This is a genomic window from Streptomyces sp. NPDC051582 (assembly GCF_040681715.1).
Taxonomy (GTDB): Bacteria; Actinomycetota; Actinomycetes; order Streptomycetales; family Streptomycetaceae; genus Streptomyces.
Map to the genome: position 1 here is coordinate 67271 of NZ_JBFAZJ010000024.1, position 14702 is coordinate 81972.

Below are 14702 nucleotides of genomic sequence, written 5' to 3' on the forward strand. Positions count from 1 at the left end.
CACTCGAACGAGAGGACCGTCGTGCACCACTCACGTCTGGCCGAGACACCCATCGCCATCGTCGGGTTGGCCGGCCTGTTCCCCCAGTCCCGCAACCTGCGCGAGTTCTGGCACAACATCGTCGAAGGAAACGACTGCATCGAAGACGTTCCGGCCGGCCACTGGAACCTCGACGACTACTACGATCCGGACCCCACCGCCGAGGACAAGACCTACGCCCGGCGCGGCGGGTTCCTGCCCGAGATCGCCTTCAACCCCATGGAATTCGGTCTGCCGCCCAACACGCTGGAGGTCACCGACATCCTCCAGCTCCTCTCGCTGACCGTCGCGCGCGACGTCCTGCGCGATGCCGGCACCGAGAACTCCGGCTGGTACGACCCCTCGCGCACCGGTGTCATCCTCGGCGTCACCGGCGCCAACTCCCTGACCCAACCGCTCTCCGCACGCCTCCAGACCCCCATCCTGAAGGAGGTCGTGCGCAGCGTCGGCCTCAGCGAGGCCGAGGCGGACGAGGTCGCCGAGCGCTTCAAGAAGGCCTACATCCCCTGGGAGGAGAACTCCTTCCCCGGCATGCTCGGCAACGTCGTCGCCGGACGCATCGCCAACCGCTTCGACCTCGGCGGAACCAACTGCACCGTGGACGCGGCCTGCGCCAGCGCCCTCGCGGCGGTCAAGCTCGCCGTGAGCGAGCTGGTCGAGGGCCGCTCCGACCTGATGATCACCGGCGGCTGCGACGCCGAGAACACGATCCTCATGTACATGTGCTTCAGCAAGACCCCGGCCTTCTCCAAGACCCAGATGATCAGGCCGTTCGACGAATCCGCCGACGGAACGCTGATCGGCGAGGGCATCGGCATGCTCGCCCTCAAGCGCCTCGCCGACGCCGAGCGCGACGGCGACCGGATCTACTCCGTCCTGCGCGGCATCGGAACCTCCAGCGACGGCCGCTTCAAGAGCATCTACGCCCCGCGCGCGCAGGGCCAGCAGCTCGCCCTGCGCCGGGCGTACGAGGACGCGGACGTCGCGCCCGGATCCGTCGAGCTCTTCGAGGCACACGGCACGGGCACCGCCGTCGGAGACCACACCGAGCTGTCCGCCCTCGGATCCTTCGTCGCCGAGGAGCAGGACGACCGCGGCTACGCCGCCATCGGCAGCGTCAAGTCCCAGATCGGACACACCAAGGCCGCCGCCGGCGCGGCCGGGCTGATCAAGCTGGCGCTCTCCCTGCACCAGAAGGTCCTGCCGCCCACCATCAACGTCGAGAAGCCCAGCAAGGCCGTCGACCCCGAGCAGACCCCCTTCTACGTCAACTCCCAGGCACGCCCCTGGATCGCCGACCCCGGTCGCGACAAGCGCCGGGCCGCCGTGTCCTCCTTCGGCTTCGGCGGCACCAACTTCCACATGGTCCTGGAGGAGTACGACGCCGCCGGCGGCAAGGTCCTCGGCCCCGTGGCCCGCACCGGCCTGTGGCACGCGGCCGACCCCGAGGCCCTCGCCCGCCGCCTGGAGCAGGGCGCCGCCCCCGACCCCCTCGGTTGGATCCCCGCCGGCGACGCCCGCATCGGCATCGCGGCCCGCTCGGACGCGGAGTTCGACGCCCTGCGCTCGACCGCCGTCGGACTGCTGCGCGCCAAGCCCGGCGCGGAGGCCTGGCAGCACCCCAAGGGGATCACCTACCGCCGCTCCGCGCTCCCCGCGGGGGCCAAGGCCGCCGCGGTCTTCGCCGGCCAGGGCAGCCAGTACACCGGCATGGGCCGCCGCGCGGCGCTCGCCGTGCCGCCCGTACTCGCCGCGTACGACCGGGCGAACCGGCTCACCGGCGGGGCCCGGACGCTCGGCCGGGTCGTGTTCCCGCCGCCCGCGTTCGACGAGGCCACCCGTACGGCCCAGGAGGAGACGCTGCGGCGCACCGAGTTCGCGCAGCCCGCGATCGGCGCCCTGTCCGCCGGCCAGTTCGCCTGGTTCCGTGAGCTCGGCTTCGCCCCCGAGGGCGTGATCGGCCACTCCTTCGGCGAGCTGACCGCGCTGTGGGCGGCCGGTGCGCTGGACGACGCCGGCTTCGCCGAGCTGGCCCGGGCCCGCGGACTGGCGATGGCGCCGCCCGCACAGGCCCCCGCCGACTTCGACCCCGGTGCCATGGCCGCGGTGCGCGGCGAGCTGAAGGCCGTCGAGGCCCTCATCGCCGGGTACCGGGACGTGGCCGTCTGCAACGTCAACGCGCCCGGCCAGATCGTGGTCGGCGGCCCGACCGCCGAGATCGACCGTCTCGTCGCGGACGCCGCCTCCGGCGGAAAGATCCCCGCCAAGCGGCTCCCCGTCTCCGCGGCCTTCCACACCCGGTTCGTCGCCCACGCCGCCGATGCCTTCCGCGGGGCCGTGGAACGCGTCGACCTGTCCGCGCCCCGGATACCCGTGTACGCGAACACCCCGGGAGCCTCCTACGGCACGGACACGGCGGCCGGCCGGCGCACCCTCGTGGACCAGCTGCTGCGCCCGGTCGGCTTCGCCGACCGCATCGAGGAGATGTACGCCGACGGCTTCCGCGTCTTCGTCGAGTTCGGACCCAAGCGGGTCCTCTCGGACCTCGTGGACAAGGTCCTCGAAGGCCGTGAGGGCGTCGTGACCGTGGCCGTGGACGGCGGCCCGGCCAAGGACAGCGAGATCGCGCTCAAGTACGCCGCGATCGAACTGGCCGTCCTCGGCCTTCCCGTCTCGGGCATCGACGACCACACCGCCGCAGTGGTGGCGGCGCCGGCGGGCAAGGGCATGGCCATCCCGCTGCGCGGCATCAACTACGTCACCGACGCCCGGCGTGCCGCGTACAAGGAGTCCCTGGCCGAGCCCGTCGCCCGGGTCGGAATCGAGTCCTTGCCGACGCCGACGCCGACGCCGACGCCGACTCCCGCGCCCGTGCCCACGTCGGCGCCGATCGAGTCCGGCTCCGAGGCGGAGGGTCTCGGCGAGGTCGCCCGCGAGGGGCTCGGCCTCCAGGCCGAGATCCTCGACGCGCACGCCGAGACGATCCGCGAGGCCGTCAAGACCCTGGAGGCGTCGGTCCGCTCCGGTACCCACCCCGACGCGAACGCGGCGCTGCGCCTCATCGAGCAGCACGGCGCCTCGATCACGACGGCGCACGACCGGGCGACGCGGCTTCTGATCGAGGCGCTGCGGGGAGACGGACAGCCGCCGACGAAGACCCCGGCCCCGGCGCCCGCCGCTGTGACCGAGGCCGCTCCTGCTCCTGCGTCTGCTCCTGCTCCGGTGGCGGAGGTTCCTGCCGCCGTCCCTGCTGCCCCCGCTGTTTCGGCCGAGGTCGATGCGGCGGTGCTGGAGGCTCTGCTGGAGGTGGTGGCGGAGAAGACGGGCTATCCGGTGGAGATGCTGGAGCCCGGTATGGACGTCGAGGCCGATCTGGGGATCGACTCGATCAAGCGGGTTCAGATCATGGGTGCGTTGCAGGAGCGTTTCCCGGTGTCGGGTGACGTGGATCCGGAGCGCATGGCCGAGCTGCGGACGCTGGACGACATCGCGGGCTTCCTGGCGGAGGCTTCCGGTACGTCGGCCCCGGCCCCGGTGGCTGTCCCCGCCCCGGTGGTCGAAGTTCCCGTTGCCGCTCCCGCTGCCGCTCCCTCCGCCGAGGTCGATGCGGCGGTCCTGGAAGCGCTGCTGGAGGTGGTGGCGGAGAAGACCGGTTACCCGGTGGAGATGCTCGAACCCGGTATGGATGTCGAGGCGGACCTCGGTATCGACTCGATCAAGCGGGTTCAGATCATGGGTGCGTTGCAGGAGCGTTTCCCGGTGTCGGGTGACGTGGATCCGGAGCGCATGGCCGAGCTGCGGACCCTGGATGACATCGCGGGCTTCCTGGCGGAGGCTTCCGGTACGTCCGCCCCGGCCCCGGCGGCTGTCCCCGCCCCGGTGGTCGAAGTTCCCGTTGCCGCTCCCTCCGCCGAGGTCGATGCGGCGGTCCTGGAAGCGCTGCTGGAGGTGGTGGCGGAGAAGACCGGTTACCCGGTGGAGATGCTGGAGCCCGGTATGGATGTCGAGGCCGATCTGGGGATCGACTCGATCAAGCGGGTTCAGATCATGGGTGCGTTGCAGGAGCGTTTCCCGGTGTCGGGTGACGTGGATCCGGAGCGCATGGCCGAGCTGCGGACGCTGGATGACATCGCGGGCTTCCTGGCGGAGGCTTCCGGTACGTCCGCCCCGGCCCCGGCGGCTGTCCCCGCCCCGGTGGTCGAAGTTCCCGTTGCCGCTCCCGTTGCCGCTCCCTCCGCCGAGGTCGATGCGGCGGTCCTGGAAGCGCTGCTGGAGGTGGTGGCGGAGAAGACCGGTTACCCGGTGGAGATGCTCGAACCCGGCATGGATGTCGAGGCGGACCTCGGTATCGACTCGATCAAGCGGGTTCAGATCATGGGTGCGTTGCAGGAGCGCTTCCCGGTGTCGGGTGACGTGGATCCGGAGCGCATGGCCGAGCTGCGGACCCTGGACGACATCGCCGGCTTCCTCGCCGAGGCCTCCGGTACGTCCACCCCGGCCCAGGCCCCGGCGCCGGCTCCCGCCGCAGCGGAGGCCCCGCTCCTCGTCACGTACCCCGAGGCGAACGGCGTCGGACGGACCTTCGCGGCCGTACGCGAGCTGCCGGCGCCCTGCCGCCTGGTCGGGGCGTATGCCGAGCGCCGGACCGCGCTCGTCCTGGACGACGGCTCGAAGCTGACCCCCGCTCTGGTCGACGGGCTCAGCGCCGACGGCTGGCAGGTGGACGTCGTCGGACTTCCCGGCGCCGCCGCGTTCTCCGGGCGGGCCGACTCCGTCCGGTCGCTCCGTACCTGGGACGAGGGCGAACTCGCCGCTGCCGTCACGGCCGAGCGGCTCGACCTCGTCGTGCAGATGACCGCCGAGGGCGGCCGGGAGTGGGCCGACGGGGTCCGCCGCCTGGCGCACACCGTCCTCGTGGCCAAGCGGACCCAGGCCCCCCTGAAGGCCGCGGCCGCGGCCGGAGGCAGGGCCGCGTTCGTCGCGGTGACCCGGCTGGACGGCGCGAACGGCTACCGCGGCAGCGGCGGCGGGGCGGCACTGCTGGGTGGCGTGAGCGGTCTCGTCAAGACCCTCGCCATCGAGGTCCCGGCCCTGTTCACCCGGACCGTCGACCTCGCCCCCGGCCTGGACGAGCGCACCGCCGTGACCCGCTTCCTGGACGAGATCCACGACGTGTCGACCGACACCGCGGACGTGGGCCACGACGCGGAGGGACGACGGACCGTCGTACCGTCCGCCGAGCCGCCCGCCGGCCACGTCACGGCCGTACCGGAGATCGGCGCACAGGACCTGCTCGTCGTCACGGGTGGCGCCCGCGGGATCACCGCGGACTGCCTCCGGGCGCTGGTGGAGGCCCGTCCCGCGGGTCTGCTGCTCCTCGGACGCAGCCAGGTGGGCGCCGAGCCCGAGTGGGCGCGGGGCCTTGAGGGCGCGGCGCTCAAGGGCGCCATCGTCAAGAGGATCACCGGCGCGGGGGAGAAGCCCACCCCGCGCGGGGTCGAGGCGGTCTACCGCGAGGTGACCGGCAGCCGTGACGTCCGGGACAACCTCGACCGGCTGCGGGCCACCGGCGCGGACGTCGAGTACCTGGTGGTCGACATCACCGACACCGCCGCGGTCCGCGGCGCCCTCGCACCGTACGCGGCGCGCGTCACCGGCGTCGTGCACGGCGCGGGCGTCCTGGCCGACCGGCTGATCTCCGACAAGACGCCGGAGGAGATCGAGCGTGTCCTCGGTACGAAGATCGTCGGCCTGGGCAACGTACTGGACGCGCTCCGCGGCACGGCCGACCTGCGCCACCTGGTGTTCTTCTCCTCGGTCGCCGGGTTCTTCGGGAACCGGGGCCAGTCGGACTACGCCGTGGCGAACGAGGCCCTCAACCGGCTCGCCGTACGCCTCAAGCACGAGCTCCCCTCGGCCCGGGTGACCTCCGTCAACTGGGGTGCGTGGGACGGCGGGATGGTCACCGACGACCTGCGCGCGATGTTCGCCTCGCGCGGTGTGGTGCTGGTGCCGGTCGCGACCGGCGCGGGCATGTTCGCCGAGCAGTTCACGGCCGCGCGCGGCCAGGACACGGTCATCGTCGCCGGCCCGCTGACGCCGCTCTCCGCGCCGGCCGAGGCCGACGCGTCCGCCCCGGTTTCGCTGCTGATCGACCGTACGCTCGCCGACATCGCCGCCGAGCCCGTGCTCGCCGACCACGCGATCGACGGCAAGCGGGTGCTGCCCGCCACCGCCGCGCTGGGCGCGCTGGTCAACGCGACGGAGCGGGTGACGGGCGAGCCCGTGACCGAGGTGTCCGCGTTCAAGGTCTTCAAGGGCCTGGTGATGGACGCGGCCGAAGGACCGGCGGCCTCGCGGCTGAGACTGTTCATCGAGCCCGGACCGGCCACCCGCCCCGACTCCGTCGAGGTGCTGGCCTCGGCCGTGGACGAAGCCGGACAGAGCAGGCCCTCGTACGGAGCCAGGCTCGCCGCGGTCGCGCACCCCGCACCCGCGGACCGTACGGACCTCGCCCGCGCCGCCCGTGAGGCGACCCGCACGGACGCGGCCCCGTTCTACCGGAACGGCACGCTCTTCCACGGCCCCGCGCTCCGCGGCCTGCGCTCGGTCCTCGTCGCCGAGGAGCGGTTGCTGCTGCTCGCCGCCCGGCTCGATGACGGACGGCCGGCGCGCGGCGCGTACCACGGGCGGTTCCACAGCCCCGTCCTGGCCGATCTGCTGCTCCAGTCCGCGCTGGTGTGGGTGCGGCGCTTCCGCAACCGGGCCTGCCTGCCGATGGAGGTCGCCAGCGTCCGCTTCCACGCGGAGCTCCCCGCCGACCAGGAGTTCCTGATCGCCGTGGAGAACGTGGTCGCCGGACCGGGCGGCATCTCCTGCTCGGTCACCGCCCTCGACCGCGAAGGCCGCGTGCTCCAGGTGCTGGACGGCGTCTCGCTCGTGGAAGACCCGCAGCTGGAGGGCAAGTTCGGGGCGGCCGAGCGCACCGGCGCCGCGCCCGTCTCGGTCTGACCCCCTCGGACGCGGGTCCGGGTCCGGATCCTCCGGGCCCGGGCCCGGACCCGCGCCCACCCGGACCACCGGGTCGCGACCCGGGTCCCGACCCCGGGTCCCCACCCCGACCCCAAGTCGCCACCCCAAGTCGCCACCCCGACTCCCGAACCCGACTCCCGAACCCGACTCCCGAACCGATCCATTCGGACACCCGGAGGCTGACCCAACCATGGGCAAGTACGCGATCGTCGGCCTGGCCTGCCTCTTTCCGGGGGCGGGAACACCCGACGCCTACTGGCGCAACCTGATCGGCGGCGTGGACTCGCGCACCGACGGGGACGAACGGATCTTCGGGCACGCCCCGCAGACCCGGGAGACCGACCCGCAGGACAGACACCGCATCTACTGCACCCGGGGCGGATTCCTGCGCACGTACGACGAGAACGCCACGGGCGCCGAGGGCTTCGATCCGCAGGGCTACCTCCTTCCTTCCGACTACCTGGCCGGCCTGGACCGCTCGTTCCACTGGGCGCTCCGGGTGGCCGGGGACGCACTGGCCGACGCGGGACATCCCCCGACCGCGGCCGGCCGGCAAGGCCGGAGGACCGGGGTGGTGTTCGGGAACTACCCGTTCCCCACCCCGGCCTCCGGGAGGTTCGCCGGTGAGTTCTGGGACTCGGCCGTGGCCCGGGGCCTCGCGGACGCCGGACTGTCCGTCCCCGGCGAAGCGGTCGTCTCCGGCGGCGCACCCGAGCCCGGCGCGGTCACCGCGCACAACCTCTGGGCGGGCGGCATGCCGGCCCGCGTCGTGGCGGCCGCCCTCGGCCTGGAGGGGCCGAGGTTCACCCTCGACGCCGCCTGCTCCTCCGCCCTGTACGCGCTGAAACTGGCCTGCGCGCACCTGCAGACCGGACGCGCGGACCTCATGCTCGCGGGCGGCGTCTGCGCACCCGATCCGACCGTGATCCACCTCTCCTTCTCCGACCTGAGGGCCTATCCGCAGGACGGTTTCAGCCAGCCCTTCGACGCCCGCTCCCGAGGCATCGTGACCGGGCAGGGGGCCGCGATGATCGCGGTCAAGCGGCTCGCCGACGCACGGCGCGACGGCGACCGCATCCACGCCGTCATCGACGCCCTCGCCCTGACCAACGACGGTCCCGGCAAGCACCTCCTCGCGCCCAACGAGGCCGGGCAGCTCGCCGCGTACGACCTCGCCTACCGCGAGGCGGGCGTCGACCCGTCCGCGATCCAGTACCTGGAGTGCCACGCCACCGGGACCCCGCTCGGCGACACCACCGAACTGGCGGGGGCCGAGGCCTTCTTCGGCCGCGGCCCGCTGCTCGGGTCGGTGAAGGCCAACATCGGCCACCTGCTGACCGTGGCCGGCATGTCCAGCCTCCTCAAGGTCGTGCTGTCCCTGTCGCACGGCGTCATACCGCCGACCATCGGTGTCGAGCGGCCGCTGCCCGACACGATCGCCGACCGGGTCGTGCGCGAGGCCGTGAGCTGGCCCGAACCGGCTCCGGGCGCTCCCCGCCGGGCGGGTGTCTCCGCTTTCGGATTCGGCGGTACGAACGCCCACGTCGTGCTGTCGGCACCGGAGGCCGGGGCCGCGGAGGCCGCCGGGGCAACCGGGGCAACCGGGGCCGCCGGGGCCGCCGGGGCCGCCGAGCCGCCGCCGCTCGCCGTGATCGGCATGGGCGCCCACTTCGGCTCCCACGCCACCCTCGACGCGTTCGAACGCGCGGGATACGAGGGGCTGGGCGCGGTCAGGGACCTGCCCGAGCAGCGCTGGCGCGGCTTCGAGACCGTCGAGAACGGCCCCCTGGACCGGGCCGGCCTGGGCGGCGGCGCGGCCCCCCGCGCCGCCTACATCGAGGACTTCGAGGTCGACACCACCTCGTACCGCATCCCGCCCAAGGACCTCGACCACTTCAACCAGCAGCAGCTGCTGATGATGCGCGTCGCCGACGAGGCGCTGCGCGACGCAGGGTACGAGCGCAAGCGCCCGGGCGCCGCCGCTGCCGGCTCCGGCCCGCGCCGGATCGGCGTGGTCATCGGCATGGAGATGGAGCCCAGCGCGCACGGTCACGGCTCCCGCTACGAACTGGGCCGCAAGCTCGCCGAATGGTGCGCGGCCGCGGGCGCCCTGCCCTCCGCGGAGCAGCTGGCGGCCCTCACCCGCGCCGCGCGCGACGGCGTCCACGACTCCATCGAGCCCAACGAGGTCCTCAGCTACATCGGCAACATCATGGCCAGCCGGGTCTCCTCCCTGTGGAACCTCACCGGCCCGTCCTTCACGCTGTCCTCCGACAGCGCGGTCGGCGTCGAAGCCCTCGACGTGGCCCGGCTGCTGCTGCTCGACCCCACCATCGAGGCCGTGCTCGTCGGCGCGGTCGACCTGGCCGCCGGACCGGAGAACACCCTGGCGCGAGAGCTGCTCGAACCGGGGACCGTCCGTGACGGGCTGCGGATCCTCGGCGAAGGCGCCGGCGCCGTCGTCGTCACCCGGCCGGAGGCGGTGCCGCAGGGGCACCGGGTGTACGCCACGGTCGAGTCGATCGCCGTGCACCACGCTCCGGACGTCACCCCCGCCGTGCGCGGCGAACTCGTGGAACGAGCCGCGCAGGACGCCCTCGCCGCGGCCGGTCTCGGCCCGGCGGACGTCGAACTGGTGGAGGCGGGAGCCGGGCACGCGGCCGAAGTCGACGCTCTCGCCCGGGTCTGGACCGCGGACCGGGCGGGCGGAGAGCTGCGCACGGCCCTGTCATCGGTCCGCGCGACCGTCGGCGACACGGGATGCGCCTCCGGGCTCGCCGGGCTCATCCGGGCCGCGCTGTGCCTGCACCACGCCTACTTCCCCGTCGCCCCGGAGGGGATCGGGGCCGGCGCGCCCGAGGGCTCGGCCTTCTTCCTGGCCGCCGATTCCCGGCCCTGGCTCCGCGCCCACCGCGACGGCCGGCGCGCCGCCTCCGTCAGCGTCGTCGGCACGGCCGGCAGCCACGCCCACCTCGTGCTCACGGGGGGCCGGGTCCGCGGTGAGATCGCCGAGGCCGACTGGAGCCGCTCCGGCGGGAGCCTGGTCGTACCGGTAGCCGCGGACGACTTCGACGGACTGCTGGGCCGGCTGGCCCGGCTGCGCACGGCGATCACGGACGGCGGGGTGACCCCGGACTGGTGGGCGGAGTTCGCGGACCGCCCGGCGGAGCTCAAGGCCGTGCTGGTGGCCGACGACCCGGCCGGACTCGTCCGGCAGATCGACCAGGCCCTGAAGGACCTGCCCGGCGTATGGCGGTCCGGCGGCGAATGGTCCTCCCCGTCGGGCAGCTGCTTCACCGCGCGACCCCTCGGTCCCGGCGCCAAGGTCGCCCTGGTCTTCCCCGGGGCCTTCAACTCGTACCTGGGACTGGGCCGCTCGATGTTCCGGGCCTTCCCCGGACTGCTGCCCCGCTTCGAGGCCCAGGCCGAACGCCCCGCCGAACTCCTGCGCGGCGCGGCGCTCTACCCCCGATCGCGCGAGCCGCTGGGCCGGCGCGAGCTGATGGGGCTCGAAGGCGAACTGGTCGAGGACATCCCGCTGATGCTGGCGGCCGGCACCAGCTACGCCCTGCTCTCCACCGACCTGGTGCGGGAGGTCCTGGGCGTCCCGGTGGACGGAGCCTTCGGCTACAGCCTGGGCGAGAGCAGCATGCTCTTCGCCACCGGCGGCTGGGTGAAGAGCGCGCGCGGGGACGAGAAGATCAGTGCCTCGCCGCTCTTCGACGACATGCTGCGCGGACCCAAACGGACCGTGCGCGCGCTGTGGGGCCTGGGCGACGAGGTCCCGGACGCGCAGGTGTGGGCCACGCACGTGCTGCTCGCGCCGGCCGAGGACGTACGGGCGGCCCTGCCGCGCTACGAGCGGGTGTTCATCACCCACGTCAACACACCGCAGGAGACGGTGGTGGCGGGCGATCCCGGACAGTGCCGGGACCTGATCGCCGAGCTGGCGTGCCGCAGCGCCCGCTCGCCCGCCAACCACGTCATGCACTGCCCCGTGGTGGACGGCGTCCTGACCGACCTCGCCGACCTCAACCGCTACCCGACGGGTGACGTGGGGGACCTCGTCCTCTACAGCAGCCGCCACTACGCGCCGGTGACGGACTTCGACGCGGACGCGGTGGCGGGGAACATCGCCGTGACGCTGCGCGAGACCGTGGACTTCCCGCGGCTGGTACGGCGCGCCCACGACGACGGCTACCGCTGCTTCATCGAGGTCGGCCCCAGCAGCACCTGCGCGCGCTGGATCCACGAGACCCTCGCCGGGGAGCCGCACCTGGCGGTGTCGGTCGACCGGCGGGGCGCCCGGGGGGCGACGGACATCGCCCGCCTGGCCGCCCGCCTCGCCGCCCACGGCATCCCCGTGGACCTCGGGGCCTTCGCCCCCCTGCCGCACGGACCCCGCCCTTCGCCCGGCCTGCGGGTCTTCCCCACGGGCGGCGCCCCGGTCCCGCCCCTGGTGGCGGCCGCGGCGGCCCCGACCGCAGGGGCCCTGGCGGCGGCTCCGGCGCGGCCGTCCGCACCGGTCACCATCGCCCCCACCGCCATCCCCGCCCCCACCGCCATCCCCGCCCCCAGCCCCGCCCCCGTACCCGCGGCCGTCCCCACCCGCGCGACCGCCCCCACGCCCACGCCCCACCTCACCCCCACGCCCGCCCGCTCCCGCACGCCCTCCCGCACGACCGCCACCATCCCCGCAGCCCTGTCCGCCCGTCCCGCCGCTCCGCTCGTGGCGCCGGCGGGCGGGGGCCTGGCGCAGGCCGCTCCCGTCGCCGGGGCGCAGGGCCTCTTCACTGCCGATCCGGCGCCTGCCCAAGGCTCCGCAACCACCACGGAATGGGACACCGCGATGCCGACCCACCCCTCCGCGCAGCCGCCGGCGCCAGCCCTGGCGCTGGAACGGGAGCCCATCACGATGATTCCGGCCGGCGCCGCCCTGCCGCCGGCCGGGCCGCGCCCGACCACCCCCGACGCCCCGCCCGGGAGCGCCGTCCCCGATGCGCGCCGGCCGGCACCGCAGCCCGTGCGGACCCCGGCGAGCGCGAGCGAGGAGACCACCGCCACCCTCGTGCGCGGGCTCCGCAGCGAGATGCTGGAGGCGCACCAGGAGGTGCTCCGGGCCCAGCGCGACCTGCGCGAACAGCTCGTCGCCCTGCTCTCCGCCGGCGAGGCCGCCCCGACGCCCTCGGCGCCGCAGACCCCCCGCCCTCCCAAGCCCGAGGGCGTCGTCTGGGACGAGCACGACCTCCTGGAGTTCGCGACCGGAAAGATCGGCAACGTCTTCGGCCCGCGCTTCGCGGAGATCGACGGGTACCGCCGCCGCGTCCGCCTGCCCGCCCCGCCCTACCACTTCGCGACCAGGGTGACCGCGCTGGAGGCCGAACCGGGCGAGTTCAAACCCTCGTTCATCCGGACCGAGTACGACGTACCGGTCGACGCCTGGTACGCGGTCGACGGCCAGGTCCCCCCGGCCGTCACCATCGAGGCCGGCCAGTGCGACCTGCTCCTGATCAGTTACCTCGGCGCCGACTTCACCAACCGCGGCGACCGCGTCTACCGGCTGCTCGACAGCACCCTCAGCTTCGAAGGCGATCTGCCCCGCGTCGGCCAGACCCTGCGCTACGACATCTGGATCGACCAGTTCGTGCAGCAGGGCGACACCCTCCTCTTCTTCTTCCACTACGACTGCTACGCCGACGGCGAGCTGATCCTCAAGATCCACAACGCCTGCGCCGGCTTCTTCACCGACGAGGAACTGGAGAGCTCCCTGGGCATCCTCCAGGCGAAGGTCCGCCCGCCGGCCGGCGACGGCACCTTCTCCGGGTCCAGCGCGTTCAAGCCGCTGGCCCGCACCGACCGCACCTCGCTCACCCCCGAAGACCTCGCACGGCTCGCCGAGGGGCGCATCACCGAGGTGTTCGGCCCGGCGCACCGCCAGCCCGCCGACTGCAACACCTCCCTGCGGCTCCCGTCCGAGCGGCTGCGCATGGCCGACGAGATCACCCTCCTCGACCGCAAGGGCGGCCCCGCGGGGCTGGGACGGATCGAGGCCGTCAAGCACCTCGTCCCGGACGGCTGGTACTTCACCAGCCACTTCCCGGACGACCCGGTCCTCGCGGGCTCGCTCGTCGCGGAGGGGGCCGTCCAGCTCCTGGAGGTGTACGCCCTCTCCCTCGGCCTGCACCTGTCCTTCCCCGACGCCCGCTTCCAGCCCGTCCCCGGCCTCAAGACGGACGTCAAGGTCCGCGGCCAGATCACCCCCGACACCGAGAAGATCGAGTACCGGGTCGACATCACCTCGCTCACCCTGCTGCCCCGCCCGGCGATCACCGCCGACGTGATCGTCCTCAGGGACGGCAAGGCGTCGATCGGCGTCACCGGCCTCGGCATCCGGCTGGTGGAGAAGCCCGGCACCCCGTACCGCCCGGAGGCCGGCGGCAAGGTGCCGCACTTCCTCGGCCGCCTGAGCCCGGCCACCGGCCGGCCGGCGCTGCTGAGCGAGTTCCACATGGCGCACGCGGCCAAGGGCGACCTGGCCACGGCGATGGGTCCCGAGTTCGAGGTCTACGCCGACAGCCGCGCCCCGTACATCCCCAACGGCGACTTCCTCTTCGTCGACCGCGTCATGGAACTGGAGGGCACCCGGGGCGTCCTCAAGCGCGGGGCCGTCATGGTCACCGAGTACGACTCCCCGGACGACGCCTGGTACTACGACCACAACGGGCACCCCTCCATGCCCAACTGCGTGTACATGGAGTCGAGCCTCCAGGCGGCCATCCTGCTCGGCTACTACCTGGGCGCCACCCTGCCCTTCCCCGAAGAGCAGTTCAGCATCCGCAACCTCGACGGGCGCGCCACCCTGGTCAAGGACGTCGACCTGCGGGGCAAGACCATCCAGCACCGCTCGACCCTGCTCTCCAGCGACCAGATGCCGGGCTCCATCCTCCAGAACTACCGCTACGAACTCTCCGCGGACGGCGAGGTCTTCTACACCGGCGAGTCGCTCTTCGGGTACTTCAGCGCGAAGGCCCTGGAGAACCAGGTCGGCCTGGACAAGGGCAAGCACGTGCTGCCCTGGCTGGACCGGTCCTCGCCGCGGCCCGCGGACGTCCGCCGCGTCGACCTCGCCGCCTACCGCGCCGCCGAGGCCGCCCGGCAGTCCCCCCGCCTCGGCGCGGGCCACCTCGACCTGGTCGAGTGGATCGACGTCGTCCCCGCCGGCGGCGACCACGGCCGCGGGTACCTGCGCGGACACCGCTCCATCCGCCCCGACGACTGGTACTTCTCCTGCCACTTCCACCGCGACCCGGTGATGCCCGGTTCGCTCGGCGTGGAGGCACTGCTCCAGGGCCTCCAGGTGTACGCCGTGGAGACCGGACTCACCGACGGTCTGGTCAACCCGCGCTTCGCCCTCCTCTCCGGCACCGAGACGACCTGGTCGTACCGCGGCCAGATCCTGCGCGACGACCCCGACATGGAGTTCGACGTGCACGTCAAGGAGGTGCGCCGCGAACCGGGCCGGATCCGGGTCCTCGGCGACGCGAGCGTCTGGAAGTCCGCCCTGCGGATCTACCAGCTGGGCGGCATCGGCATCGAGATCCACCACGACCAGGTCTGATCCCCGCGCACGA

Annotated in this window: 2 protein-coding genes; both read left to right on the plus strand. The window is 73.5% G+C overall.

Features of this window, described 5'->3' with window-relative positions; translation table 11 throughout:
* Positions 1 to 21: 21 nt before the first annotated feature.
* A complete protein-coding gene (locus tag AB0M92_RS27575; protein ID WP_366105001.1) occupies positions 22 to 7050 on the plus strand; it encodes an SDR family NAD(P)-dependent oxidoreductase in 7029 nt (2342 codons plus the stop codon).
* Positions 7051 to 7261: 211 nt separating this feature from the next.
* Positions 7262 to 14689 (plus strand): beta-ketoacyl synthase N-terminal-like domain-containing protein, encoded by a 7428-nt coding sequence (locus AB0M92_RS27580; protein ID WP_366105002.1) that lies wholly within the window; start codon positions 7262 to 7264, stop codon positions 14687 to 14689.
* The last annotated feature ends 13 nt before the right edge of the window (positions 14690 to 14702 follow it).